The sequence below is a fragment of the Streptomyces sp. NPDC046881 genome (genome assembly GCF_040645015.1).
GTDB lineage: Bacteria > Actinomycetota > Actinomycetes > Streptomycetales > Streptomycetaceae > Streptomyces.
In genome coordinates, this window is sequence record NZ_JBEYXJ010000002.1 from 228307 (window position 1) to 254511 (window position 26205).

Sequence of the window (26205 nt, forward strand, 5' to 3'; positions counted from 1 at the left end):
GGGAGTTGAAATCATGGCCCCAAGCGCCATGAGCCGTGGTAAAGACAACTGGATCGCCTCTCTCTCCGAAGCCCAGCCGGTCCCGTACTGGCTGGAAGACCCCGGAAAGCCGCACGCCGAGCCCGCCCTCACCGGCACCGAGACCTGCGACCTGCTGGTCGTCGGCGGCGGCTACAGCGGACTGTGGACCGCGCTCAACGCCAAGGAGCGCGACCCGCAACGCGATGTGGTGCTGCTGGAAGGCCGCGAGGTGGGCTGGGCCGCCTCGGGCCGCAACGGCGGCTTCTGCGCCGCCTCCCTCACGCACGGCCTGCCCAACGGGCTGGCCCGCTGGCCCGACGAGATCCACGCGCTGGAGGAGCTGGGCCGGCGCAACCTCGACGAGATCGAGGCCGCGATCGCCCGGCACGGCATCGACTGCGACTTCGAACGCACCGGCGAGATCGACGTCGCCACCGAGACCTACCAGGCCTGGGAACTGCGCGATTGGCACCGGCAACTGCAGGACAAGGGGCTCGCGGACGGCATCGAGTTCCTGGACGCCGACGCCGTGCGCGAGCAGGTGAACTCGCCCACCTTCGAAGCGGGCCTGTGGGACCGCCGGGGCGTGGCCATGCTGCACCCGGCCAAGCTGGCCTGGGGCCTGAAGAAGGCCTGCCTGAAGCTCGGGGTGCGGGTGTACGAGCACACCCCCGCGCTGACCCTGAAGAGCTACGGCGCCGGGATGGCCGTACGCACCCCGTACGGTGCCGTGCGCGCCCGCCGGGTCGCCCTCGGCACCAACGTCTTCCCGAGCCTGCTGCGCCGCGTGCGCTCGTACACCGTCCCGGTCTACGACTACGCGCTGATGAGCGAGCCGCTCACCGCCGACCAGCTCGCCGCGATCGGCTGGAAGAACAGACAGGGCCTCGGGGATTCGGCCAACCAGTTCCACTACTTCCGGCTGTCCGCCGACAACCGCATCCTGTGGGGCGGCTACGACGCGATCTACCCCTACGGCGGCCGGCTCCGCGCCGAGTACGATGACCGGCCCGAGACCTACGCCAAGCTCGCGGGCCACTTCTTCACCTGCTTCCCGCAGCTGGAGGGCGTCCGCTTCACCCACGCCTGGGGCGGCGCGATCGACACCTGCTCCCGCTTCTCGGCGTTCTTCGGCACCGCCCACCAGGGCCGGGTGGCCTACGCGGCGGGTTACACGGGCCTCGGCGTCGGTGCGAGCCGGTTCGGCGCGGACGTGATGTTGGACCTGCTGGACGGGGAGCGCACCGAGCGGACGGAGCTGGAGATGGTCCGCAAGAAGCCGCTGCCGTTCCCGCCGGAGCCGTTCGCCTGGACCGGCATCGCCCTCACCAAGTGGTCCCTGGCCCGCGCGGACGCCCACGGGGGCCGGCGGAACCTGTGGCTGCGGACGATGGACCGGCTCGGGCTGGGCTTCGACAGCTGAGGGGGCTTGTACGCGCCTCTCAGGGTGCCGTCAAGTCACGTGATTCCGGAGCGTGACCCTGCTGACCGGTTCGGGCGTACTGGAAGCACGGCCTCACCGCGAGGCACCGACTTCCGTACCGGATCAGCAGGAGCCCTCATGACCCGCGTGACTCGCAAGCACGACGTAGCCCGTTCCCGGCGCAGGCTGGGCCTGGGCGCCGCGGCGGCCTCGGCCGCCTTCGTCACCGGCGGTGTCATCCTGCCGGCCGCGACCGCGACGGCGGCGCCGATGCCGCAGGCGCCGGGCACGGCTGCGCAGCACACCCGGCACGTCAAGCTCTACTGCTGGGAGAAGCACAAGTCGTCCCACTGGAAGAAGCACAAGAAGTTCTACTGCTGGGTGGAGAAGCGGAAGTACTACTGGGACGACGATCACGAGTGCTTCTACATCGTGATCAAGCAGTACCGGTACTACTTCTGGGACTCGCACCGCGACTTCCACTACTTCTGGCACCACGAGCACAAGGACAGCTGGAAGGAACGGGACCACGACGACGACCACTGGAAACAGACCCCGAACAAGCCGGACACCGACAAGCAGGACCCGGAGAAGCCGGACCCCGACGCGCAGGATCAGGGCAAGGGGACCCAGGAGGACCAGCAGGACCAGCAGGGCCAGGAGCAGGACCAGCAGGACCAGCAGCAGGACCAGCAGGGCCAGGAGCAGGACCAGCAGAATCAGGAGCAGACCGAGCAGGACCAGTCGCAGACCACGCAGACGCAGGATGACCAGCAGTCGCAGGACGACCAGCAGGCGCCTCAGGAGCAGCCGGTGCAGGATCCCGCTGCTGACGTCACGCCCGCCGACGCCGGCTGACGTCCCGGACCGGGTGTGTGGGGCAGGTCACCCGAAAGGGCGCCCGGAACCCGCGTAATGCCGGCCGCGAGCCTCCCTCTCCCTCGTGACGCAACCCGCGTCCACGAGCGAGAGGGAGGCTTCTCCATGACTGGGGCGAAGACGGCGGTCGAATGGCTGGCATCCGTCGCACCGGACCCCGAGGCCTGTCGCTGGGAGTGGGAACGCAACCCCCTCGGGGTCGCCCTGCTGCCCGCGGGCAAGGCGTGGGACGTCCTGATCCTGCCGGGTGGCCTCGGCTACCCGACCCTGGACGTGCTCACCCGCGTCCTCGACCGACCCGGCCCGGTGCTCGTCGACTTCGGCGACAGCCGGGTCGGGTTCTTCGTGCCCCCGGGCACCGCGGCCCGCTGGCTCGGCACCGGCATCCGCACCGCGGGGGCCGGCACCTGGATCGTCGTGCCGTACCCGGGCCGGGCGACCCGCGGTGTGCGCTGGCTGGTGCCGCCGGACGGCTCCGGCACGCTGACCGACCCGGCGCTGCTGGAACTGGCGATGCACGAGGCGGCCGCGCGGCTGGCCAGGCGGGGGGACGGGGACGGGTAGCGCCCGGACGTCTTGACAAGAGGATTGGTCTGGACCAAGTTGTGTGCGCTCCGCCCCGCCAACTCCCCAGATCCCGGAGGCCCTTGTGGACCGCGCCCGACGTCCCAGATCCGTCCTCGCCGCGCTCACGGCCGCGCTGCTGGCCGTACCCGGTGTCACCGCGCTCTCGTCGGCCGCCCGTGCGGCCGACGCGGACGTCGCGGTCAACGGCGGCTTCGAGTCCGGCCTGACCGGCTGGACCTGCACGGCCGGTACGACGGTCGACTCGCCGGTGCACAGCGGACGTTCCGCGTTGCAGGCCACCCCGGCGGGCGGCGACAACGCCCAGTGCTCCCAGACGGTGACCGTCCAGCCCGACGCGCAGTACACCCTGTCCGGCTACGTCCGCGGCTCCTACGTCTACCTCGGCGCGACCGGCACCGGCACCACCGACGTCTCCGCCTGGACCCAGTCCGCCCCCGACTGGCAGAAACTGAGCACCACCTTCCGCACCGGGGCCGCCACCACCAAGGTCACCCTCTACACCCACGGGTGGTACGGCACCGGCGCCTACCAGGCCGACGACATCACCCTGGTCGGCCCCGGCGGCAGCGGCACCGGCCAGCCGCCCGCCGCTCCGGCCGGCCTCAGGACCACCACCGTGACCGCGTCCTCCGTCGGCCTGTCCTGGTCGGCGGTGACCGGCGCGACCGGCTACGCCGTCTACCGCGACGGGACCAGGGTCCAGACGGTGACCGGCACGTCGGCGACCGTGTCCGGTCTCGCGGCCTCGACGGCGTACAGCTTCCAGGTGGCCGCGGTCAACGCCGCCGGCGAGTCCGCGAAGTCCGCGGCCGTCACCGCCACCACCGGCGCCGGTACCGGCGGCGGCCCGTCCGACCTGCCCGCCCACGCCCTCGTCGGCTACCTCCACGCCGGCTTCGCCAACGGCTCCGGCTACACGCGCCTCGCCGACGTCCCCGACAGCTGGGACGTCATCGACCTGGCCTTCGGCGAGCCCACCTCGGTCACCTCCGGGGACATCCGCTTCAACCGCTGCCCGGTCACCGAGTGCCCGGGCGTGGAGAGCGACGCCGACTTCAAGGCCGCGATCAAGGCCAAGCAGGCCGCCGGCAAGAAGGTGCTGATCTCGATCGGCGGCCAGAACGGCCAGGTCCAGCTGACGACGACGGCCGCCAGGGACGCCTTCGTCTCCTCCGTCTCGAAGATCATCGACACCTGGGGCCTGGACGGCCTGGACGTCGACTTCGAGGGCCACTCCCTGTCCCTGAACGCGAACGACACCGACTTCAGGAACCCCACCACGCCCGTGGTCGTGAACCTGATCTCGGCCCTGAAGAGCCTGAAGGCCAAGTACGGCGCGAGGTTCGTGCTGACCATGGCGCCGGAGACCTTCTTCGTGCAGAACGGCTACCAGTACTACGGCACCGGCAAGTGGGGCGGCCAGGACCCCCGCTGCGGCGCGTACCTCCCGGTGATCCACGCCCTGCGCGACGACCTGACCCTGCTGCACGTCCAGGACTACAACTCGGGCCCGATCATGGGCCTGGACAACCAGTACCACTCCATGGGCGGTGCCGACTTCCACATCGCCATGACCGACATGCTGCTCACCGGCTTCCCGGTCGCCGGCGACCCGGACCACGTCTTCCCGCCGCTGCGCCCCGACCAGGTCGCGATCGGCATGCCGGCGTCGACGAACGCGGGCAACGGCTACGTCTCCCCGTCCGAGGTCACCAGGACCCTGGACTGCCTGACGAAGAAGTCGAACTGCGGCTCGTACGCCACCCACGGGACCTGGCCCGCGCTGCGGGGTCTGATGACGTGGTCGGTGAACTGGGACCGCTTCGCGAACTGGGAGTTCCAGAAGACCTTCGACGGCTACTTCGGCTGACGCCCGGCACGAGGGACAGGGCGGTCAGCAGCACGGTGCACAGGCACCAGCTGGCCACCACGTCCAGCGGCCAGTGATAGCCGTGCCGGACCAGCCCGTAGGACACCCCGAGGACCAGCACCGCACAGCCGGCCACCAGCAGGCGGCGGGCGGCGGGGGAGCGGATCCAGGGCAGCAGGAGCAGGGCCGCCGAGCCGTAGGCGACCGCCGCCGTGGCCGTGTGACCGGACGGGAAGTAGCCGACGGCCGGGGGCATCACCGGTGTCCCCGGCCGCGCGGTCCAGTCCTTCAGCGGTACGACGACCGCCGGGACCAGCGCCATCAGCACGGCCGCGGCGAACGGCGGCAGCCACCACCGCCCGACCCCGGCGGCCCGGCCCCGCCACAGGACGTGGACGAGCACGAGCACGAGGACCGGGACGGCGACCTGGACGTTCCCCAGGTCGGACAGGATCTCGGCGAACCGGTCCGGACGGACCAGGGCCCGGCTCAGGCGGGCGTCCAGGCGCAGCAGCGGGCCGTGCGCCACGACCTGCCAGGTGATCAGCGCGAACAGGACGGCCGGGAGGCCGAGAAGGGGGGCGCGGCGGACTACGGTCGACACGGCGCCCAGCTTGGCAGATGAACCCGCGGAGACGCGGGAGGAGGTCGGCCGCCCCGGAACAGGGGGGGTGGTTCCGAGGCGGCCGTCCGGACCGGAACGTCGCGCGCCCCGGGGGGTTTGGGGCGGCGACCGTCCGATCGGTGAGGAGATCCCGGAGCCGTCAGGCGCCGGTTGTGTGCGCGAGGGCACGACCAGGTCGAAGCTGGGGAGGCCCCGGCCCGGTGTCCGTCCACAGTCCCCTGTGGGCGGGTGTATCTCTCATCTGGAGAGAACCTACGGCAGGCCGGGGCGGTTGGGCAGACGGAATCGGCTCCCGTCATCCACCCCGCACACGTTCTTCACACGGCCTGCCGCAGGCGCCCTTCAGAGGTGCGAGCCCGCTGCTCAGATGCGCGCGAAGGCCTGCTCGATGATGTCGAGGCCCTCGCCGAGGAGGTCCTCGCCGATGACCAGCGGGGGCAGGAAGCGGAGCACGTTGCCGTAGGTGCCGCAGGTGAGGACCAGCAGGCCCTCGGCGTGGCAGGCCTTGGCGAGCGCGGCGGTGGCCTCCGGGTTCGGCTCCTTGGTGGCGCGGTCCTTGACCAGCTCGATCGCGATCATGGCGCCGCGTCCGCGCACGTCGCCGATGATGTCGAACTTCTCGGCCATGGCGGTGAGGCGACCCTTCATGATCTCCTCGATGCGCTTGGCCTTGCCGTTGAGGTCCAGCTCCTTCATCGTCTCGATGGCGCCGAGCGCACCGGCGCAGGCGACGGGGTTGCCGCCGTACGTACCACCGAGGCCGCCGGCGTGCGCGGCGTCCATGATCTCGGCGCGGCCGGTCACGGCGGCGAGCGGCAGACCGCCGGCGATGCCCTTGGCGGTGGTGATCAGGTCCGGGACGATGCCCTCGTCCTCACAGGCGAACCACTGCCCGGTCCGGCAGAAGCCGCTCTGGATCTCGTCGGCGACGAAGACGATCCCGTTGTCGGCGGCGAACTGGCGGATGGCCGGCAGGAAGCCCTTCGCGGGCTCGATGAAGCCACCCTCACCCAGCACCGGCTCGATGATGATCGCGGCGACGTTGTCCGGGCCGACCTGCTTGGTGATCTGGTCGATGGCCTGCTTGGCGGCCTCGGGGCCGGCGTTCTCCGGGCCGGTGGGCCAGCGGTACGCGTAGGCGACCGGCACGCGGTACACCTCGGGCGCGAACGGGCCGAAGCCGTGCTTGTACGGCATGTTCTTCGCCGTCAGCGCCATGGTGAGGTTGGTCCGGCCGTGGTAACCGTGGTCGAACACGACCACGGCCTGCCGCTTGGTGTACGCACGCGCGATCTTGACGGCGTTCTCGACGGCCTCGGCGCCGGAGTTGAACAGCGCGGACTTCTTGGCGTGGTCGCCCGGGGTCAGCTCGGCCAGCGCCTCCGCGACCTCCACGTAGCCCTCGTACGGGGTGACCATGAAACAGGTGTGGGTGAAGTCGGCGAGCTGGGCGGAGGCCCGGCGCACGACGGCCTCGGCGGAGGCGCCGACGCTCGTCACCGCGATACCGGAGCCGAAGTCGATGAGCCGGTTGCCGTCGACGTCCTCGATGATGCCGCCGCCCGCGCGCGCGGTGAACACGGGCAGCACGGAGCCCACGCCCTGCGCGACCACGGCGGTACGGCGGGCCTGAAGCTCCTGCGACTTCGGGCCGGGGATGGCGGTGACGACGCGGCGCTCCTGCGGAAGTGCGGTCATGGGGGGCTCCCTGATGATCTTGCGTACCGGGCGGTCCCGGGCGGTTCCGGGCGGTGCGTTTTCGGACGCATACCTTCTTTTCTCGCAGGCTAAGACCGGTTCCGGGGGGTGGGCATGCTCCATGTGGGCGTTGTCGGCGGCTTCCGTTGTCCGCCGTGGACATAGCCCACCCGGGCGGGCCCGGCCCCTTACGGCCACGTAAGCGGTGAACTCCCCTTGCCGGGGCGTTAGATTGGCTCGCTGATGACGGACGGAACGGCGGACGGACGCGCTGGTCAGGGGGCAAGGTCGATGGACGGCGACAGCACGCGGATGCCACGCGGCACGCACACGAACCCTGTACCACGCCCGACGTCGCCGACCGACGAGCCCGCGGCCCCCCGGGGCGGCCCGCCGACGCCGAACCCCGACCCGGCCGTGCCGCCGAGGCCGACGCGGGCTCCGGACACGCCGGCCGCGGCCGCCCCGCCCTCGTACGCCCCGCCCTCGTACGCCCCGCCCTCGTACGCCCCGCCCCCCCGCTCACCCGTCGCCGACTGGGTCGACGAGCCGCGCCCGGCGGTCGGGCTCGGCATCTGGCGCTTCGGCTACCGCCCGCCCAAGGCCGCGCAAGAGGGGCAGCGCCTGGCCCCCGTCACCATCGTCGGCTTCCTCGTTCCTCTGGTCGCTGGCCTTTTCCTGTGGTCACTGTGGCGTCACGGCAGCGTCCCCTATCAGTGGGCCGTCCTGCAGCTGCTCACCCCGGACGACTGGTGGTGGGCCGGGACCACGTCACCGAAGGGCTACCAAGGCGCGGAGGCCGTCACGGTCGCCGACGGCGTGGTCTTCGCGATCCTCGTCGTCGCCATGGCGCGCCTCGGCAGCTGGCCCGACATCATCCGGCATGTCGTCACCCGCCGCGCACAACCCGCTCGCGCCCTGATGGCGGCCGTGGGCGCCCTCATCGCGCTGGCCTTCGTCTTCCCGAGCGCCTTCGGTCTGGGTTGGAACGCCCTGCCCGTCCAGGATCCGCTGTTCTCCCTCATCGTCCTGATCACCGGCGATTACACGGTGTTCGCGTCGGAGCTGCTCACGGACGGGCTGTATGCGCTCATCACGGTGCTGGTCCTGTGGCCGTTCGCCCGGATCGGCGGCTGGTGGCCCCTCGCGAAGGAGACGCTCGCTGCGCGCAGGCGGGCGAAGGCGGTCCCAGTCGCCGAACCGGCCGTCGACCGGCGGCCGTCGCAGTGGCCCCAGCTGCGGGAAGGCGGCCAGCACCAGGCCGCGGACGTGCTCACCGCCGAACTGCACGCCGGCCGCATGAACGACGTGGACTGCGCGAGGGTCGGCCACATGTGGACCGTGGCCCGGGCCCGGGCACGGCTCTCCTCGTTCACCGAGACGGTGCTCCGCGACGGTGCCGCCGCCTGGACCCACCCGTCCGGGGACCGCGATCTGGCGGGCCGGTCCGCCCGGCACGATCTGCTGGCCCGGCAGGTGCGCATCGGGCGGTGGGCGCCCGGGGACCGCACCCCGCCGGCCTACGGCGGAGCCGGAGTGGCGCTGGGACCCGACACCCTCGGTACCTCACTGCTGGCCGTGGGCCCCTCCGGTTCGGGCAAGACGGGCCACCTGATCCGGCCCGTCGTCGAGTCCCTCGGCCTGCAGGCCCTCGCCGGACAGTGCGCGGTCGTCGCCGTCTGCGCGACCGGCACCCCCCTGGGCCCCGACTCCGCCTACGACGTCGTCGTACGGCTCGGAGACCCCGCGTCCGTCTACGACCTCGACCCGTACGCGGAGTCCGACGACCCGGACGAGGCGGCGGCCTTCCTGGCGGAGGGGCTGGCCGGTGATCTGGACACGGTCGGCGGACAGCGGGCGGTCACCGCGCTGGCCCAGCTCCTCGGCCCGTACCGGGCGGCGTACGGACGCTTCCCCACCCTGCCCCAGCTCCGCGAGCTGCTGGAGGGCGAGCGCTCGGCCCTGACCGCGCTGCGTGCGGCGCTGGCGGGGGAGGAGCACGCCGTGATGCGCCGCGAACTCGACGCGCGCGCCCGGCAGTCGGGCAGCGTGGGCGATCCGGGCCCGGCCCTGGCCGACCGCCTGGCCATGCTGGACCGGCCGGTGTTCGCCGAGTTCTTCGGCGCGGCACAGGGCGAAGCCCGGCCGTTCTCGCTGCGCGCCGTCGCCCACCACCCGCTGCGGGTCCGGATCGACCTTCCCGACCGCGGGCACGACGAAGCGTCCCGGCTGATCACCCGGCTGCTGCTCGCCCAGTTCGGTGCCGTGGCGACGGCCGGCGAACGGAGCCACTTCGCCTGCCTGGTCCTAGACGACGCCACCGGCGCCGTGACGGCCGAGTCGGTCCGGCGTATCCAACGGTTGCGCTCCCGCAACGCGGGCGTGGTGCTGGCCCTGCGCACCGTCGGCGACGTCCCCGAGGCGCTGCACGGGCCGCTGTACGCGGCCGTGGGCTGCCGCATGGCCTTCTCCGGGGTCACCACCTGGGACGGCAGCCGGTTCGCGGAGGCCTGGGGCACGCAGTGGGTGGAGACCCGGGACGTGGCCCGGCACACGGTCTTCGCGGACCAGCCGATGACCCGCGCGATCCACGCCCTGCGCAAGCTGGTCACCGGCAAGGCGGTGACGACGGAGGCCGTCACCGTGCGGCAGGTCGAGCGGGAGCGGTGGTCGGCTTCCGAGTTGGCTCACGGGGTGCCGCCGGGGCATGCCGTGTTGTCGTTGACCACCGTGCAGGGCGAGCACGCGCCGCCGTTGCTGGTGGATCTACGGGGGTGAGGAGCCAGCGCGGGATCGTACGGTGAGGCAGAATCGGGGTGGGCCGTTCATACACGGCGGCCAAAAGATCACCGGGATCGACGGATCTCCCTCACCGTGAAGGCCCCATGCCCCCGACTCTCGCCTCGCTCGTCCACCACTCCGCGCTCAAGCTGACCGTGCGTGCGGGCGAGGACCGCCTGGACGTGCCCGTCCGCTGGGCGCACGTCAGCGAGCTGGCCGACCCCGTGCCCTACATGGAGGGCGGCGAGCTGCTCCTGATCACCGCGCTCAAGCTGGACGCGGAGAACCCGGAGGCCATGCGGCGGTACGTGCGGCGGCTCGTCGGCGCGGGGGTGGTCGGGCTCGGGTTCGCCGTCGGGGTCAACTACGAGGAGATCCCCGAGGCCCTCGTCGACGCCTGCGCCCAGGAGGGGCTGCCGCTGCTGGAGGTCCCCCGCCGCACCCCCTTCCTCGCCATCAGCAAGGCCGTCTCCGCGGCGATCGCCGCCGACCAGTACCGGGCGGTCACGGCAGGCTTCGCCGCCCAGCGCGAGCTGACCAGGCAGGCCCTGAACGCCGGCCCCGAGGGCGTGCTCACCGTGCTCGCCGCCCAGGTCGACGGCTGGGCCGCGCTGTACGACGCCTCGGGCGCCGTCGTCGCCGCCGCGCCCGAGTGGGCCGGCCGCCGCGCCGCCCGGCTCACCGCCGAGGTGGAACGGCTGCGGGAGCGGCCCGCCCCCGCGTCCTCCGTCGTCGGCGGCCCCGAACACGAGGACCGCGTGGAGCTGCACAGCCTCGGCACCGGCCGGCGCCCGCGCGCCGCGCTCGCCGTGGGGACGGCCGCCGCCCTCGGTACCGCCGAGCGGTACGCCGTCCACTCCGCCATCGCCCTGCTGACCCTCACCACCGAACGCTCCCGCTCCCTGCACGCGGCCGAACAGCGCGTCGGCACGGCGGTGCTGCGCATGCTCCTCGCCGGGGAACCCGACCACGCCCGGGCGGTCGCCGGGGACCTGTACGGCGGACTGCTGGACGCCCCGTTCCGGATGATCGTCGCCGAGTCGGGCTCGGGTACGGCGGGCGAGCCGCTGAGCGGACTCGCGGAGGCCGTGGAGTCCGCGGCGGCGCGCGCCGGGGAGGCCGTCCTGGTCGTGCCGGAGGGGGAGCGGCTGGTGGTGCTGGCCGCGGACGAGGGCGCGGCGGTGGCCGCGTGCGCCGCGTACGCGGCGGCGCGGGAGGCCGAGCGCGCGGTGGCCGAGCAGGGCCGGGTGGAGGAGGAGGTGCCGGTCGTCGGCCTGTCGGCGCCCGCCGGGCCGATCGCGGCGGCAGCGGCGTACAAGCAGGCCGAGCAGGCGCTGTCGGTGGCCCGGCGGCGGGGCCGGGTGTTCGTGGAGCACGAGCAGCTGGCCGCCGGGTCCGTGCTGCCGCTGCTGGCCGACGACGCGGTGAAGGCGTTCGCCGACGGGCTGCTGCGGGCACTGCACGAGCACGACGCGACCGGCCGCGGGGACCTGGTCGCCTCGCTGCGGGCGTGGCTGTCGCGGCACGGGCAGTGGGATGCCGCCGCGGCCGACCTGGGGGTCCACCGGCACACCCTGCGCTACCGGATGCGGCGCGTCGAGGAGATCCTGGGGCGCAGCCTGGACGACCCGGACGTGCGGATGGAGCTGTGGCTGGCCCTGAAGGCGACCTCCACGGAGTAGTGCGGAGCGCCGAGTAGTCCAAACAGTAGTGCCGGGCCCGTGTACTGCTACGACTCGGACAAGCGACCCCCGGCCGCCCCCGTCCTACCGTGGACCACGCAAGGCAAGCAGCACACCCCCCAACGCGGAAGGGCCGGGACTCGTACATGACTTCCACCCATGCCTTCTGGCTCGCCGGCCGCCAGGTCACCGGCGAGGACACCTTCGACGTCACCTCCCCGTGGGACGGCCGGGTCGTCGGCAAGGTCAGCGTGCCGACCGACGCCCAGGTCGAGGAGGCCGTGGCCGCCGCGTACGCCGTCCGCGAGGACTTCGCCGCCACCCCGGCGCACGTCCGCGCCGCCGCGCTCGACCACGTCAGCAAGCGGCTGGCCGAGCGCACCGAGGAGATCGCCCAGCTGATCTCCGCCGAGAACGGCAAGCCGATCAAGTGGGCCCGCGGCGAGGTCGGCCGCGCCGTCTCGGTGTTCCGGTTCGCCGCCGAGGAGGCCCGCCGGTTCAACGGCGGCGAGGCCCAGCGGCTCGACACGGACGCCGGCGGCCAGGGCCGGCTCGCGCTCACCCGCCGCTTCCCGAAGGGCGTCGTGCTCGGCATCGCGCCGTTCAACTTCCCGCTGAACCTGTGTGCCCACAAGGTCGCCCCGGCGATCGCCGCCGGCGCCCCGATCGTCCTGAAGCCGGCCCCGGCCACCCCGCTGTCCGGCCTGATCCTCGGCGACCTGCTCGCCGAGACCGACCTGCCGGCCGGGTCGTGGAGCATCCTCCCGGTGCCGAACGACAAGATGCCCGCCCTCGTCCAGGACGAGCGGCTGCCGGTCATCTCCTTCACGGGTTCCGAGAAGGTCGGCTACGCGATCATGGACTCGGTGCCGCGCAAGCACTGCACGCTGGAGCTGGGCGGCAACGGCGCCGCGGTCGTCCTCGGCGACTTCGCCTCCGACGCCGACCTGGACTGGGCCGCGACCCGCATCGCGACCTTCTCCAACTACCAGGGCGGCCAGTCCTGCATCTCGGTGCAGCGCGTCATCGCCGACGCCTCCGTGTACGACCGGCTGCTGCCGCGCATCGTGGCCGCCGTCGAGGCGCAGGTCACCGGTGACCCGTCCGACGACAAGACCGACGTCGGCCCGCTGGTCAGCGAGGACGCCGCCAAGCGCGTCGAGTCCTGGGTGAAGGAGGCCGTCGAGGCCGGCGCCACCCTGCTCACCGGCGGCGACCGGGACGGTGCCTCCTACGCGCCGACCGTGCTCGCCGACGTACCGGCGGACACCACCCTCGCCTGCGAGGAGGTCTTCGGACCGGTCCTCACCGTACAGAAGGTGGACGGCGAGGCCGAGGCGTTCGCCGCGGTCAACGACTCCAAGTACGGCCTCCAGGCGGGCGTGTTCACCCACGACCTGCAGGTCGCCTTCCGTGCCCACCGCGCCCTGGAGGTCGGCGGTGTGGTGATCGGCGACGTCCCGTCCTACCGCGCCGACCAGATGCCGTACGGCGGCGCCAAGCAGTCCGGCGTGGGCCGCGAGGGCGTGCGGTTCGCGATGGAGGACTACACCTACGAGCGCGTGCTGGTTCTCACCGGTCTCGCGCTCTGACCTGCCACGGACAGGTCGGGAACGGAACGGCCGCAGCCCACTGTGCGGGGGCTGCGGCCGTTTCCGTTCTCCTCTCGCCGAGGCAATCCGGAAAGGCTCCGCGGACGTAAGGAAAGTAGGGGCGCACCCTGAGGGAAGAAGGAGGGCCATCATGCGAGCATCACGCGCGAGGCGCCTCTTCGCGGCGTCCGCGGCCGGCCTGCTGATGGCCGGCGGCGCCGCGATCGGTGCAGCAGGCACGGCCTCGGCGGCAGCCCCTGCCGCGCCCACCCAGGTCACCGACGACTGGTGCTGGGGTCACCACGGCTGGCGCTGCTTCGATCACCGCTTCGATCATCGCTTCGATCATCGCTTCGACCACCGGTTCGATCACCGCTTCGACCACCGCTTCGACAACGGATCCGTCGTGATCATCCTGGTCCGCTAGCGGTGACGGGGCACGTCTGCCTCCACCGGGCCCGGCACCGGTGCCTTCCGGTGCCGGGCCCCTCATGGTCTCGTGCCTCCCCGGACCCTCAACCGGAGAAGCCGACGTGCGCGAGCCGCAGCGGGCCGCGCAGTCTGAGGCGGACGTCGTGGACGCCCTCGGTGACCAGGCCGGCGGCCAGGGTGGTGTACGTGTAGGCGTCGGCCGTGGGGGTCTCCAGGCCGAGGGCCGCCAGCACGGGGCCGCCGTCCAGGGCGAGTTCGAGGGTGCCCTCGCCCGCCACCCGTGCGGTCACCTCGCGCACCCCCGCGCCGAAGTCGCAGTCCCGGTAGACCAGTTCGGCCGTGCCGTCGTGGGCCGGGGTCACCGCGTCGCCCGCCGTCCGCGTCCGGTCCACGATCGCGATGCCGGACTGCTCGTCGAAGCCGGCGCCGGGCAGGCCCCGGTCACGCACCGCGCGGGGAGCCGGGGCGGCCCCGTCGAGGTGCACGGTCGTCCGCAGGCGCACCTCCTCGCTGGAGGCGCCCACCAGCAGCTCGTACGGGCCCCGCTCCAGGCGCCAGCCGCCCTGCCGCACGTCCCAGAACTCCAGGGCGGACAGCGGGACCTCGAAGGAGACGGCGGCCGTCTCGCCGGGGGCGAGCGTGATCCGGCGGTGCTCCAGCAGCTCGCGGCGCGGCCGGGGCACCGACGGGTCCACCGCCCGGCCGTAGAGCTGGACCACCTCGTCCGCCGTCCGCCCGCCGGTGTTGGTGACGGTGCAGCTCACCAGTACCGAGTCGGTCTCCACCCGGACCGCCAGGCCGGCGTAGCCGAAGGACGCGTACGACAGTCCGTGGCCGAAGGGGAAGAGCGGGGTGCCCTCGAAGTAGAGGTAGGTCTGTCGGCTGCCGATCACGTCGTAGTCGAGCAGGTCGGGCGCGCAGGTCGTACTCGTGCAGCACCCGGGGGTGTACGGACGCCGACGAGGTGGCCCGGTCGGTCTCGTTGTTGTGCGCCAGCCAGTGCTTGAGCACGGGTGCGGTACGCCAGTACCGGGGATGGTCGCCGCGCAGGCCGTGCGTGTACGCCGTGGCGATGGCCGAGGTCAGCTTCGGGTCCTCCGCGTAGCCCTCCTCGTTGCGGCCCCACAACGGGTGGCGCAGCAGGTTGACCGTCGGCGACCAGACGTTGAGGCCGACCCGGTCGTCCCGGGTGCGCAGCTCGCAGGGCACGGTCGCCCTCGGCGGGCTGGACTTCACCACCGACAACCTGACCGTCAGCAGCAGCTGACCACGGGCGCTGGCTCCCTCGCGAGGGCCGGCCCCTCCGGGCGGGGCGGGAGCGGCGGGACGTCAGGAGACGGTCGGCGCCGGACCCGAACTCGCCCGCTCCGTCAGCCGGGGCGCGAGCAGCACGACCTCGTCGCCGCCCCGCCCGTCCAGCTTGGCCACCAGGTGCTCCACGGCCTGCCGGCCCATCTCCTGGGCGGGGATGGCGGCCGAGGTCAGCCGCACCGAGGCCTGGACGGCGACCTGGTCCGGGCAGATCGCGACCACGGACACGTCCTCGGGCACGGCCCGGCCCTGCTGCCGCAGCAGCGCGAGCAGCGGCTCCACCGCCGACTCGTTCTGCACGACGAACCCGGTCGTGCCCGGGCGCTCGTCGAAGATCCGGGCCAGGGTGAGGGCCATCGCGTCGTACCCGCCCTCGCACGGCCGGTGCAGCAGCCGAAGACCCCGCTCGCGGGCCCGGGTGCGCAGTCCGTCGAGGGTGCGCTCGGCGAAGCCGGTGTGCCGCTCGTAGACGGCCGGGGCCTCCCCGATGACGGCGACGTCCCGGTGACCGAGCTGCGCGAGGTGCTCCACGCACAGCGCGCCGGTCGCGTTCCAGTCCAGGTCCACGCAGGTCAGGCCGGTGGTGTCGGCGGGCAGACCGATGAGCACGGAGGGCTGGTCGTCCCCCGGTCCCGACTTCGCCCGACCGGGGGCACCCCCGCCCCGCAGCAGCGGCAGCCGCTCGTCCTCCAGCTCGACGTCCATCAGGATCATCGCGTCGGCCAGCCCGCTGCCGGTGACCCGGCGCACCGCGTCGGGGCCCTCCTCGCCGGTGAGCAGCAGGACGTCGTAGCCGTGCGTGCGGGCCGTGGTGGCCACCGCGATGGCGATCTCCATCATCACCGGCACGTACATGTCGGTGCGCAGCGGGATCATCAGCGCGATGATGTTCGACCGTTTGCCGGCCAGGGCGCGGGCGCCCGCGTTCGGGTGGTAGCCGAGTTCCCGGATGCTCTGCTCGACCCGCTGCCGGGTGGTGGCGGAGATGGACCGCTTGCCGCTGAGGACGTAGCTCACCGTGCTCGCCGAGACTCCGGCGTGCTGGGCGACCTCGGCAAGGGTGACCATCCCGCTCTCCAAGCTTTGTGAAGCGCTCCGACGCTGCGCGCATCCGACAGGGTGTGTCAGGGTGTGAATGACCCTAACTCCAGGGTCCCAGGGGTGTCCATAGGTGTCGAAGCGCTTCGACAGCTACCTCTGTGGCGCAGCCCCTGCGCCCTCCGGCGCCGGAGCCGTCCCGCGACGTCACCGAACCACCCGTTCGGCCCAAGTCTCCGCCATGGGGGCCGGCGGCGGGGACTTCCCGGGCCGCGGGCGCCCCGCCACCGCCTCCCGCGCGGCCGGGACCGGCCCGGGGGACGCGCGAGGGGTGGTGAGGTCGGCCCGTTTCGGGTACCAACGATCCAGTAGCACTGGTCGGTAACGAACGGTCCCAGTCGTCCCTCTTTGCGGCGAGGTGAGCCTCCCATGACCGCCACCACCCCACGCACCACCGTCACCGAGCGCGAGGCCCGCAGGGTGGCGGAGGCCGCCCGGGAACAGGACTGGCGCAAGCCAAGCTTCGCCAAGGAACTGTTCCTCGGGCGCTTCCGGCTCGACCTCATCCACCCCCACCCGCTCCCCGACGAGGAATCCGTCCGGCGCGGCGAGGAGTTCCTGGCGAAACTGCGCGCCTTCTGCGAGACGGAGATCGACTCCGCCCGCATCGAGCGCGAGGCCCGCATCCCCGACGAGGTCGTCGCCGGCCTGAAGGAACTCGGCGCCCTCGGCATGAAGATCGACCCCAAGTACGGCGGTCTCGGCCTCACCCAGCTCTACTACAACAAGGCCCTCGCCCTGGTCGGCTCCGTCAGCCCCGCCGTCGGCGCGCTGCTCTCCGCCCACCAGTCGATCGGCGTCCCGCAGCCGCTGAAGCTGTTCGGCACCCAGGAGCAGAAGGACGCCTTCCTGCCCCGCTGCGCCCGCACCGACATCTCCGCGTTCCTGCTCACCGAGCCGGACGTGGGCTCCGACCCGGCCCGCCTGGCCACCACGGCCGTACCCGACGGCGACCACTACGTCCTCGACGGCGTGAAGCTGTGGACCACCAACGGGGTGGTCGCCGACCTGCTCGTGGTCATGGCGCGGGTGCCGAAGTCCGAGGGGCACAAGGGCGGCATCACCGCCTTCGTCGTGGAGGGCACCGCCCAGGGCGTCACCGTCGAGAACCGCAACGCCTTCATGGGGCTGCGGGGCATCGAGAACGGCGTCACCCGCTTCCACCGGGTCCGGGTCCCGGCCGCCCACCGGATCGGCCCCGAGGGCGCGGGCCTGAAGATCGCGCTGACGACGCTGAACACCGGGCGGCTGTCGCTGCCCGCGATGTGCGCGGGCGCCGGCAAGTGGTGCCTGAAGATCGCCCGTGAGTGGTCGGCGGAGCGCGAGCAGTGGGGCAAGCCGGTCGCGCTGCACGAGGCCGTCGGCTCCAAGATCAGCTTCATCGCGGCCACCACCTTCGCGCTGGAGGCCGTGCTCGACCTGTCCTCGCAGATGGCCGACGAGGACCGCAACGACATCCGCATCGAGGCCGCCCTCGCGAAGCTCTACGGCTCCGAGATGGCCTGGAAGATGGCCGACGAGCTGGTCCAGATCCGCGGCGGGCGCGGCTACGAGACGGCCGAGTCGCTGCGGGCGCGCGGCGAACGCCCGGTCCCGGCCGAGCAGATCCTGCGCGACCTGCGCATCAACCGCATCTTCGAGGGCTCCACGGAGATCATGCACCTGCTGATCGCCCGCGAGGCCGTCGACGCCCACCTGTCGGTCGCCGGCGACCTCATCGACCCTGACAAGCCGCTGTCCGCCAAGGCCAGGGCGGGCGCGAACGCGGGCGTCTTCTACGCCAAGTGGCTGCCGAAGCTGGTCGCCGGACCGGGTCAGCTGCCGACGGCGTACGGCGAGTTCAAGCACGGCATCGACCTCTCCGGGCACCTGCGCTACGTCGAGCGCACGGCCCGCAAGCTGGCCCGGTCCACCTTCTACGCCATGTCCCGCTGGCAGGGCCGGATGGAGACCAAGCAGGGCTTCCTCGGCCGGATCGTGGACATCGGCGCCGAGCTGTTCGCGATGAGCGCGGCCTGCGTCCGCGCCGAGCGGCTGTGGCGCGAGGGCGAGCACGGCCGCGAGGCCTACCAGCTCGCCGACGCCTTCTGCCGCCAGGCCCGCATCCGGGTGGACGAACTCTTCGGCCGGCTGTGGAGCAACACCGACGACCTGGACCGCAAGGTGGTCAGGGCCGTCCTCGCCGGCGCCTACACCTGGCTGGAGGAGGGCGTCCTCGACCCGTCGGGCGAGGGACCGTGGATCGCGGACGCGACCCCCGGACCCGCCACGCGCGAGAACGCCCGCCGTCCGTTCGGCGGTTAGCAGTACGTGTCGCTCGGGTCCCGCGTCGTCCAGGAGCAGGTGTCGACCTTGCTGCCGCTCGCCTTGGTCAGGGTCGCCGTGTCCTTGTCGTTGTTCCAGACGTAGGCACGGCGGTCCTGGTACTTGTCCGACGCGGTGTCCGAGCCGCTGCCGGTGTGGACCTTCAGGTACTTGCCGGCGCCGATCCTGACGTTGCCGAAGACGTACTTGTGGTTGGAGGCGTCCTTCAGCACCCAGCCCTTGAGCGAGACCGCCGAACCGCTGGTGTTCCTGAGCTGCACCCACTCGGCGTTCAGGCTCTTGTTGGAGCGGTTGTCGCTGCCGGGGCTGTCGAACCACACGTGGTGGATCCGCACGCCCCCGGCGGCCTCGGCCGGGGTGCTGAGCAGGGTGCCGGTGAGCAGGGCCGCGCCGGCGAGAGCGGGCAGGGCCGCGCGTATGCGCACAGTACGCATGGAGAGATCCCCCCAGGATGTCGTCCGCGAATCATGTGGAACGAAGTGTTATCACATGATCTTCACGATGACTCCACAAAGCCCGGAGGAGGCACCCGGCCGAGGGACGCGCTGTCCGGGCCGTCACCGGTTGCGGCCACAATGGGGGGATGACCGACAGTCCCGCCCGTCCGGCACCCCTCGCCGACCCCCACCTCGTCTACGACCCCGCCCCCGGGGACGGCCCCAAGGACGTGGTGATCCTCGGCTCCACCGGATCCATCGGCACCCAGGCCATCGACCTCGTGCTGCGCAACCGCGACCGCTTCCGGGTCACCGCCCTCTCCGCGAACGGCGGCCGGGTGGCGCTCCTCGCCGAGCAGGCGCACCGGCTGCGGGTGCGGACCGTCGCGGTCGCCCGCGAGGACGTCGTACCCGCGCTGCGCGAGGCGCTCGCCGCCGAGTACGGCAGCGGGGAGCCGCTGCCCGAGATCCTCGCCGGACCCGACGCGGCCACCCAGGTCGCCGCCTCCCCCTGCCACACCGTGCTCAACGGCATCACCGGCTCCATCGGGCTCGCCCCGACCCTCGCCGCCCTGGAGGCGGGCCGCACCCTCGCGCTCGCCAACAAGGAGTCGCTGATCGTCGGCGGCCCGCTGGTCACGGCGCTCGCCAAGCCCGGCCAGATCATCCCGGTCGACTCCGAGCACGCGGCCCTCTTCCAGGCGCTCGCCGCCGGCACCCGGGCCGACGTGCGCAAGCTCGTCGTCACCGCCTCCGGCGGCCCGTTCCGCGGCCGGACCAGGGACGAGCTGGCCCACGTCACCGTCGCCGACGCCCTCGCCCACCCCACCTGGGCGATGGGCCCGGTGATCACGGTCAACTCCGCGACCCTCGTCAACAAGGGACTGGAGGTCATCGAGGCACACCTGCTCTACGACATTCCCTTCGACCGCATTGAGGTGGTCGTGCACCCGCAGTCGTATGTCCACTCGATGGTCGAGTTCACCGACGGATCCACGATCGCCCAGGCGACGCCCCCGGACATGCGCGGGCCCATCGCCATCGGTCTGGGCTGGCCCGAACGCGTCCCCGACGCGGCGCCCGCCTTCGACTGGAGCAAGGCCTCCAGCTGGGAGTTCTTCCCGCTGGACGACGAGGCCTTCCCCTCGGTGAACCTCGCCCGGCACGTGGGGCGGCTCGCGGGCACGGCCCCGGCGGTGTTCAATGCCGCCAACGAGGAGTGCGTCGCTGCCTTCCTGAGCGGCGCCCTGCCCTTCAACGGGATCATGGAGACCGTCACCCGGGTGGTCGAGGAGCACGGCACCCCGGTCACGGGAACCTCGCTCACCGTGTCGGACGTCCTCGAAGCGGAGACCTGGGCGCGGGCCCGGGCCCGCGAACTCACAGCCACGACGGCGACCGCGGAGGCGCGTGCATGACGACCTTGATGTTCATCCTCGGCATAGTGGTCTTCGCGGTGGGCCTGCTCGTCTCGATCGCGTGGCACGAGCTGGGGCACCTGTCCACGGCCAAGCTCTTCGGCATCCGCGTCCCGCAGTACATGGTCGGCTTCGGCCCGACCATCTGGTCGCGGAGGAAGGGCGAGACCGAGTACGGCATCAAGGCGGTTCCGCTCGGCGGCTACATCCGCATGATCGGGATGTTCCCGCCCGACGACTCCGGCCGGGTCACCGCCCGCTCCACCTCCCCGTGGCGCGGCATGATCGAGGACGCCCGCTCGGCGGCCTTCGAGGAACTCGAGCCGGGTGACGAGACGCGCATGTTCTACACGCGCAAGCCGTGGAAGCGGGTCATCGTCATGTTCGCGGGCCCCTTCATGAACCTGGTGCTCGCCATCGGCCTGTTCCTCACCGTGCTGATGGGCTTCGGCATCCAGCAGCAGACCACCACCGTCTCCTCCGTCTCGCCCTGCGTCATCGCGCAGAGCGAGCACCGCGACAGCTGCAAGAAGTCCGACCCGGCCTCCCCGGCCGCGGCCGCCGGCATCAGGAAGCGCGACGAGATCGTCTCCTTCGACGGCAAGCCGACCAAGGACTGGAACACCCTGTCGGACCTCATCCGGGTCAGCGCGGGCAAGACCGTGCCGATCGTCGTCGAGCGGGACGGCAAGCAGCTCACCCTGCACGCGAAGATCGCCACCAACATGGTCGCCAAGAAGGACTCCGGCGGCGGGTACGTCGAGGGCCAGTACGTGAAGGCCGGCTTCCTCGGCTTCAGCGCCGCCACCGGCGTCGTCAAGCAGGACTTCGGCGAGTCCGTGACCTGGATGACCGACCGGGTCGGCGACGCCGTCGACTCCCTCGTCGCCCTGCCCGGAAAGATCCCGGCCCTGTGGGACGCCGCCTTCGGCGACGGCCCGCGCGAACCGGACTCCCCGATGGGCATCGTCGGCGCGGCCCGGGTCACCGGCGAGATCGCCACCCTGGACATCCCCGCCTCGCAGCAGCTGGCGATGTTCGTCTTCGTCCTGGCCGGTTTCAACCTCTCCCTGTTCCTGTTCAACATGCTCCCGCTGCTCCCGCTCGACGGCGGGCACATCGCGGGCGCCCTGTGGGAGTCGCTGCGGCGGAACCTGGCCCGGGTGCTGCGCCGGCCCGACCCCGGTCCGTTCGACGTCGCCAGGCTGATGCCGGTGGCGTACGTGGTGGCCGGGATCTTCGTCTGCTTCACCGTCCTGGTGCTGATCGCCGACGTGGTCAACCCGGTGAAAATCTCCTAGCCACCCCTCGTTCACGGCGGCCCGGGACCCGGTGGTTCCGGGCCGCCTCCCAATGGGTGGCTTTGCGGGAGGGATGTGCTGACGCCCGGGCCGGTGCCGTAATCTCGAAGCCTGGAGCCCGCCGTTTCACGGGACCGGACCTTGATCCACGACTTGGGGTTGCACAGCAGATGACTGCGATTTCTCTCGGCATGCCGTCCGTTCCGACCAAGCTCGCCGAGCGCCGCAAGAGCCGGCAGATCCAGGTCGGAAGCGTGCCGGTCGGCGGGGACGCGCCGGTCTCGGTCCAGTCGATGACCACGACCCGTACGTCCGACATCGGCGCCACCCTCCAGCAGATCGCCGAGCTGACCGCGTCCGGGTGCCAGATCGTCCGGGTGGCCTGCCCCACCCAGGACGACGCCGACGCCCTCGCCACCATCGCGAGGAAGTCCCAGATCCCGGTGATCGCGGACATCCACTTCCAGCCCAAGTACGTCTTCGCCGCCATCGAGGCCGGCTGCGCCGCGGTCCGCGTCAACCCCGGCAACATCAAGCAGTTCGACGACAAGGTCAAGGAGATCGCGCGGGCCGCCAAGGAACACGGCACCCCGATCCGCATCGGCGTCAACGCCGGCTCCCTGGACCGGCGCCTGCTCCAGAAGTACGGCAAGGCCACCCCCGAGGCCCTGGTCGAATCGGCCCTCTGGGAGGCGTCCCTCTTCGAGGAGCACGACTTCCGCGACATCAAGATCTCGGTCAAGCACAACGACCCGGTCGTCATGATCGAGGCCTACCGCCAGCTCGCCGAGAGCTGCGACTACCCCCTCCACCTCGGCGTCACCGAGGCCGGCCCCGCCTTCCAGGGCACGATCAAGTCGGCCGTGGCCTTCGGCGCCCTCCTCTCCCAGGGCATCGGCGACACCATCCGCGTCTCCCTGTCGGCCCCGCCCGTCGAGGAGGTCAAGGTCGGCCTCCAGATCCTGCAGTCGCTCGGCCTGCGCCAGCGCGGCCTGGAGATCGTCTCCTGCCCGTCCTGCGGCCGCGCCCAGGTCGACGTCTACAAGCTGGCCGAAGAGGTCACCGCCGGCCTCACCGGCATGGAGGTCCCCCTCCGCGTCGCCGTCATGGGCTGCGTCGTCAACGGCCCCGGCGAGGCCCGCGAGGCCGACCTCGGCGTCGCCTCCGGCAACGGCAAGGGCCAGATCTTCGTCAAGGGCGAGGTCATCAAGACCGTCCCCGAGTCGAAGATCGTGGAGACCCTGATCGAGGAGGCCATGAAGCTGGCCGAGCAGATGGAGAAGGACGGCGTCACCTCCGGCGAGCCGTCGGTGTCGGTGGCGGGCTGACCCCCGGGCGGGGAGGTCGCCTGCCGGCCCCGCACCCGTCGGACCGGGGGCGGCGCGGGGGAATTCCGGCAGGTACAGTGCGTGGATCAGGCAATGTCCGACCGTGAGGCCCCGCACGTGCTGACCCAGACCACCTCCCGGGTCCTGGAACCGAGTGACCTGGACGCCGCGCTCGCCGTCCTCGACCGCGAGCCGGTCGCCAACGCCTTCGTGACCTCCCGGGTCCAGGTCGCGGGCCTCGACCCCTGGCGGCTCGGCGGTGAGATGTGGGGCTGGTACGAGGACGGCATGCTCACGTCGCTGTGCTACGCGGGCGCCAACCTCGTCCCCATCTGCGCCACCCCGCGCGCGGTCCGCGCCTTCGCCGACCGCGCCCGGCGGGCCGGCCGCCGCTGCTCCTCCATCGTCGGCCCCGCCGAGGCCACCGCCCAGCTGTGGCGGCTGCTGGAACCGCACTGGGGCCCGGCCCGCGAGGTCCGCGCCCGCCAGCCGCTGATGGTCACCGACCGGATGCCGGCCGGCATCGCCCCGGACCCGTACGTCCGCCGCGTCCGCAAGGACGAGATGGAAACGATCATGCCGGCGTGCGTCGCGATGTTCACCGAGGAGGTCGGCGTGTCGCCGCTCGCCGGCGACGGCGGGCTGCTGTACCAGGCCCGGGTCGCCGAACTCGTCGGCTCCGGCCGCTCCTTCGCCCGCGTCGACGACCGGGGCCGGGTCGTGTTCAAGGCGGAGATCGGCGCCGCGACCCCCCACGCCTGCCAGATCCAGGGCGTCTGGGTGGCCCCCGAGTACCGGGGACAGGGCCTCGCGGCCCCCGGCATGGCGGCGGTCCTGCGCTATGCCCTCGCGGACTTCGCCCCCGTGGTCAGCCTGTACGTGAACGACTTCAACACGGCGGCGCGCAGGACGTACCGCAGGGTGGGGTTCCACGAGGTGGGAGCCTTCATGAGCATTCTGTTCTGACTGCCCTGTACGCTCCCGGCATGGACCTCGTGATCGGCCCCCTGGACCTCACTGCCCACGTGGACGAGGCCCTGGCCGTCCAGGCCGTCGCCTTCGGGCTCGGACCGGACGAAGTCGCCGTACGCCGGCAGATCGTCCAGCGCCACATGCAGTACCACGGCGCACGGGCCCTCGGCGCCACCAGCCGCGGACGGCTGATCGGATTCGTCTACGGCATGCCCAACAGCCGCACCCACTGGTGGTCCACCGTCGTGGAGCCCTACCTCCGCGCCAACGGCAACGACTTCTGGCTGGACGACTCCTTCGTCATCACCGAACTGCACGTCCACCCCGACCACCAGAACCGCGGCATCGGCCGGCGGCTGATCACCACCATCACCGACACCGCCGCCGAACCCCGCTCGATCCTCTCCGCGATCGACACCGACAGCCCCGCCCGCGGCCTGTACCACGCCCTCGGCTACGTCGACCTCGCCCGCCGGGTGCACTTCCCGAGCGCACCGCGACCGTACGCCGTGATGGGCGCCCCGCTGCCGCTGCGCAGGCGTTAACCGATTTCCACCGGCACGGGCGGCCCGGCTAACCTCCATGCCATCACCTTTACCCGGCAGGAGTACGAGAACCATGGCCAACGCACCGGTCCAGCGCATGTCCCAGTTGATGGCGAAGACGCTGCGCGACGACCCGGCGGACGCCGAGGTCCTCAGCCACAAGCTCCTCGTCCGCGCCGGCTACGTCCGCCGCACGGCCGCCGGCATCTGGAGCTGGCTGCCCCTCGGCAAGAAGGTCCTCGCCAACGTCGAGCGCGTGGTGCGCGAGGAGATGGACGCCATCGGCGCCCAGGAGGTCTCGCTGCCCGCCCTGCTGCCGCGTGAGCCCTACGAGGCCACCGGCCGCTGGGACGAGTACGGCCAGGAGCTGTTCCGGCTCAAGGACCGCAAGGGCGGCGACTACCTCCTCGGCCCCACCCACGAGGAGATCTTCACCCTCCTGGTCAAGGACCAGTGCACGTCCTACAAGGACCTGCCGGTGATCCTGTACCAGATCCAGACCAAGTTCCGCGACGAGGCCCGCCCCCGCGCCGGCATCCTGCGCGGCCGTGAGTTCCTGATGAAGGACTCGTACTCCTTCGACACGGAGGACGAGGGCCTCGCCCGGTCCTACGCCCTGCACCGCGAGGCCTACCAGCGCGTCTTCGCGCGCCTCGGCCTCGACTACCGCATCGTCGCGGCCACCGCCGGCGCCATGGGCGGCTCCCAGTCCGAGGAGTTCCTCGCCCCGGCCGAGGCCGGCGAGGACACCTTCGTGGACTGCCCGAACTGCGACTTCGCCGCCAACACGGAGGCGGTCACGTACGCGCTGAAGCCGGTCGACGGCTCGGCCGTGCCCGCGCTGGAGGAGATCCCGACCCCCGACACGCCCACCATCGAGACGCTGGCCGCCTCGCTCGGCGTCCCGGCCTCCGCCACGCTGAAGAACCTCCTGGTCAAGGTGGACGGCGAGATCGTCGCCGTGGGCGTGCCCGGCGACCGCGAGGTGGACATGGACAAGGTCGAGGCGCACTTCGCCCCGGCCGCCGTCGAGATGGTCACCGAGGCCGACTTCGCCGGGCGCTCCGACCTGGTCCGCGGCTACGTCGGACCGCAGGGCCTGGGCGAGAAGATCACGTACATCGCCGACCCGCGCGTGGCCCCCGGCACCTCCTGGATCACCGGTGCCAACAAGGAGCACACGCACGCGAAGAACGTCGTCGCCGGCCGGGACTTCGAGGTCGACGCGTACGTGGACGTCGTGGTTGTGCAGGACGGCGACCCCTGCCCGAAGTGCGGCACCGGTCTGCAGCTGGACCGCGCCATCGAGATCGGCCACATCTTCCAGCTGGGCCGCAAGTACGCCGACGCCCTCAAGCTGGACGTCCTCGGCCAGAACGGCAAGCCGGTCCGTGTCACCATGGGCTCCTACGGCATCGGCGTCTCCCGTGCCGTCGCCGCGCTCGCCGAGCAGACCGCCGACGAGCACGGCCTGGTCTGGCCCAAGGAGGTCGCCCCGGCCGACGTGCACGTCGTCGCCGCCGGCAAGGCCCTGCAGACCGAGCTGGCCCTCGACGTCGCCGAGAAGCTCGCCGCCGCGGGCGTCCGCGTCCTGGTGGACGACCGGGCCGGGGTCTCCCCGGGCGTGAAGTTCACCGACGCCGAGCTGATCGGCGTACCCCAGATCCTGGTCGCCGGCCGCCGCTCCGGCGAAGGCGTCCTGGAGCTGAAGGACCGCAGGACCGGCGAGCGCGAGGAGCTCTCGGTCGAGGACGCGATCGCCCGCCTCACGGCCTGACGACGCGGACGGGGGGGGGCCGCCCCGGGGGGGCCCCCCCCCCGCCCCGGGGCGCGGGCGGCTGGGTTTTTGAAACCGCTGATATAAAATCACGAGCAAGAG

19 protein-coding genes and 3 pseudogenes are annotated in these 26205 nt (G+C 72.1%); 16 read left to right on the forward strand and 6 right to left on the reverse strand.

What is annotated here, in order from left to right; translation table 11 throughout:
- Window positions 1-13 precede the first annotated feature (13 nt).
- The 4 genes from ABZ923_RS02545 (at window position 14) to ABZ923_RS02560 (ending at window position 4781) form a co-directional block, all read left to right on the forward strand.
- The gene (locus ABZ923_RS02545; RefSeq protein WP_361465734.1) at window positions 14-1444 is read left to right on the forward strand and encodes an FAD-dependent oxidoreductase; all 1431 of its coding nucleotides are present in this window, start codon (window positions 14-16) and stop codon (window positions 1442-1444) included.
- 138 nt (window positions 1445-1582) lie between these two features.
- Window positions 1583-2302, forward strand: a complete 720-nt coding sequence (locus ABZ923_RS02550; protein ID WP_361465736.1) for a hypothetical protein — start codon at window positions 1583-1585, stop codon at window positions 2300-2302.
- 126 nt (window positions 2303-2428) lie between these two features.
- The gene (locus ABZ923_RS02555) at window positions 2429-2887 is read left to right on the forward strand and encodes a hypothetical protein (protein WP_361465738.1); all 459 of its coding nucleotides are present in this window, start codon (window positions 2429-2431) and stop codon (window positions 2885-2887) included.
- An 85-nt stretch (window positions 2888-2972) separates the two neighbouring features.
- Window positions 2973-4781, forward strand: a complete 1809-nt coding sequence (locus ABZ923_RS02560) for a glycoside hydrolase family 18 protein (RefSeq protein ID WP_361465741.1) — start codon at window positions 2973-2975, stop codon at window positions 4779-4781.
- On the opposite strand, the pseudogene ABZ923_RS02565 reads toward ABZ923_RS02560, so the two are convergent.
- Both ABZ923_RS02565 and gabT read right to left on the reverse strand, forming a co-directional pair.
- A pseudogene (locus ABZ923_RS02565) lies at window positions 4723-5385 on the reverse strand (phosphatase PAP2 family protein); the annotation flags it as partial. The gene ABZ923_RS02560 and the pseudogene ABZ923_RS02565 sit on opposite strands and share 59 nt — an antisense overlap.
- 384 nt (window positions 5386-5769) lie before the next feature.
- A complete protein-coding gene (gabT, locus tag ABZ923_RS02570; protein WP_361465743.1) occupies window positions 5770-7104 on the reverse strand; it encodes a 4-aminobutyrate--2-oxoglutarate transaminase in 1335 nt (444 codons plus the stop codon).
- Window positions 7105-7395: 291 nt separating this feature from the next.
- Here gabT and ABZ923_RS02575 point away from each other — a divergent pair, with 291 nt between their 5' ends.
- The 4 genes from ABZ923_RS02575 to ABZ923_RS02590 all read left to right on the forward strand — a co-directional run bounded on the left by ABZ923_RS02575 (window position 7396) and on the right by ABZ923_RS02590 (window position 13586).
- Window positions 7396-9882, forward strand: coding sequence for an ATP/GTP-binding protein (locus tag ABZ923_RS02575; RefSeq protein WP_361465746.1), 2487 nt, complete (start codon window positions 7396-7398; stop codon window positions 9880-9882).
- Window positions 9883-9989: 107 nt separating this feature from the next.
- A complete protein-coding gene (locus ABZ923_RS02580) occupies window positions 9990-11567 on the forward strand; it encodes a PucR family transcriptional regulator (RefSeq protein ID WP_361465748.1) in 1578 nt (525 codons plus the stop codon).
- Between the two features lie 146 nt (window positions 11568-11713).
- Window positions 11714-13159, forward strand: coding sequence for an aldehyde dehydrogenase family protein (locus tag ABZ923_RS02585; RefSeq protein WP_361465751.1), 1446 nt, complete (start codon window positions 11714-11716; stop codon window positions 13157-13159).
- A 151-nt stretch (window positions 13160-13310) separates the two neighbouring features.
- Window positions 13311-13586: a hypothetical protein gene (locus tag ABZ923_RS02590; protein WP_361465753.1), complete on the forward strand. Its 276-nt coding sequence runs from the start codon at window positions 13311-13313 to the stop codon at window positions 13584-13586.
- A gap of 88 nt (window positions 13587-13674) precedes the next feature.
- Here the strand turns inward: ABZ923_RS02590 and ABZ923_RS02595 are convergent.
- Window positions 13675-14505, reverse strand: a pseudogene (locus ABZ923_RS02595) (fibronectin type III-like domain-contianing protein); the annotation flags it as partial.
- Between the two features lie 106 nt (window positions 14506-14611).
- Window positions 14612-14719, reverse strand: a pseudogene (locus ABZ923_RS02600) (hypothetical protein); the annotation flags it as partial.
- 16 nt (window positions 14720-14735) lie between these two features.
- Between ABZ923_RS02600 and ABZ923_RS02605 the strand changes: the two are divergent.
- Window positions 14736-14858, forward strand: a complete 123-nt coding sequence (locus ABZ923_RS02605; protein ID WP_361465756.1) for a hypothetical protein — start codon at window positions 14736-14738, stop codon at window positions 14856-14858.
- 62 nt (window positions 14859-14920) lie between these two features.
- Here ABZ923_RS02605 and ABZ923_RS02610 read toward each other — a convergent pair whose 3' ends face one another.
- Window positions 14921-15970: a LacI family DNA-binding transcriptional regulator gene (locus ABZ923_RS02610; protein WP_361465758.1), complete on the reverse strand. Its 1050-nt coding sequence runs from the start codon at window positions 15968-15970 to the stop codon at window positions 14921-14923.
- Between the two features lie 399 nt (window positions 15971-16369).
- On the opposite strand from ABZ923_RS02610, the gene ABZ923_RS02615 reads away from it, so the two are divergent.
- Window positions 16370-18304: an acyl-CoA dehydrogenase family protein gene (locus tag ABZ923_RS02615; protein WP_361465761.1), complete on the forward strand. Its 1935-nt coding sequence runs from the start codon at window positions 16370-16372 to the stop codon at window positions 18302-18304.
- Here ABZ923_RS02615 and ABZ923_RS02620 read toward each other — a convergent pair.
- The gene (locus tag ABZ923_RS02620; RefSeq protein WP_361465764.1) at window positions 18301-18759 is read right to left on the reverse strand and encodes a lamin tail domain-containing protein; all 459 of its coding nucleotides are present in this window, start codon (window positions 18757-18759) and stop codon (window positions 18301-18303) included. The two genes, ABZ923_RS02615 and ABZ923_RS02620, sit on opposite strands and share 4 nt — an antisense overlap.
- 149 nt (window positions 18760-18908) lie before the next feature.
- Between ABZ923_RS02620 and dxr the strand changes: the two genes are divergently transcribed.
- The 6 genes from dxr to ABZ923_RS02650 all read left to right on the forward strand — a co-directional run bounded on the left by dxr (window position 18909) and on the right by ABZ923_RS02650 (window position 26103).
- Window positions 18909-20180 (forward strand): 1-deoxy-D-xylulose-5-phosphate reductoisomerase, encoded by a 1272-nt coding sequence (gene dxr, locus ABZ923_RS02625; RefSeq protein WP_361465767.1) that lies wholly within the window; start codon window positions 18909-18911, stop codon window positions 20178-20180.
- The gene (locus ABZ923_RS02630) at window positions 20177-21481 is read left to right on the forward strand and encodes a site-2 protease family protein (RefSeq protein ID WP_361465770.1); all 1305 of its coding nucleotides are present in this window, start codon (window positions 20177-20179) and stop codon (window positions 21479-21481) included. Before dxr ends, ABZ923_RS02630 begins: the two co-directional genes overlap by 4 nt.
- A gap of 170 nt (window positions 21482-21651) precedes the next feature.
- Window positions 21652-22809 (forward strand): flavodoxin-dependent (E)-4-hydroxy-3-methylbut-2-enyl-diphosphate synthase, encoded by a 1158-nt coding sequence (gene ispG / locus ABZ923_RS02635; RefSeq protein ID WP_361465773.1) that lies wholly within the window; start codon window positions 21652-21654, stop codon window positions 22807-22809.
- Window positions 22810-22926: 117 nt separating this feature from the next.
- Entirely contained in the window at window positions 22927-23775 is an 849-nt protein-coding gene (locus tag ABZ923_RS02640; protein WP_361465801.1) for a GNAT family N-acetyltransferase, read from the forward strand.
- A gap of 20 nt (window positions 23776-23795) precedes the next feature.
- Entirely contained in the window at window positions 23796-24326 is a 531-nt protein-coding gene (locus ABZ923_RS02645; protein ID WP_361465776.1) for a GNAT family N-acetyltransferase, read from the forward strand.
- Between the two features lie 73 nt (window positions 24327-24399).
- Window positions 24400-26103, forward strand: a complete 1704-nt coding sequence (locus ABZ923_RS02650) for a proline--tRNA ligase (RefSeq protein WP_361465779.1) — start codon at window positions 24400-24402, stop codon at window positions 26101-26103.
- Window positions 26104-26205: the final 102 nt, after the last annotated feature.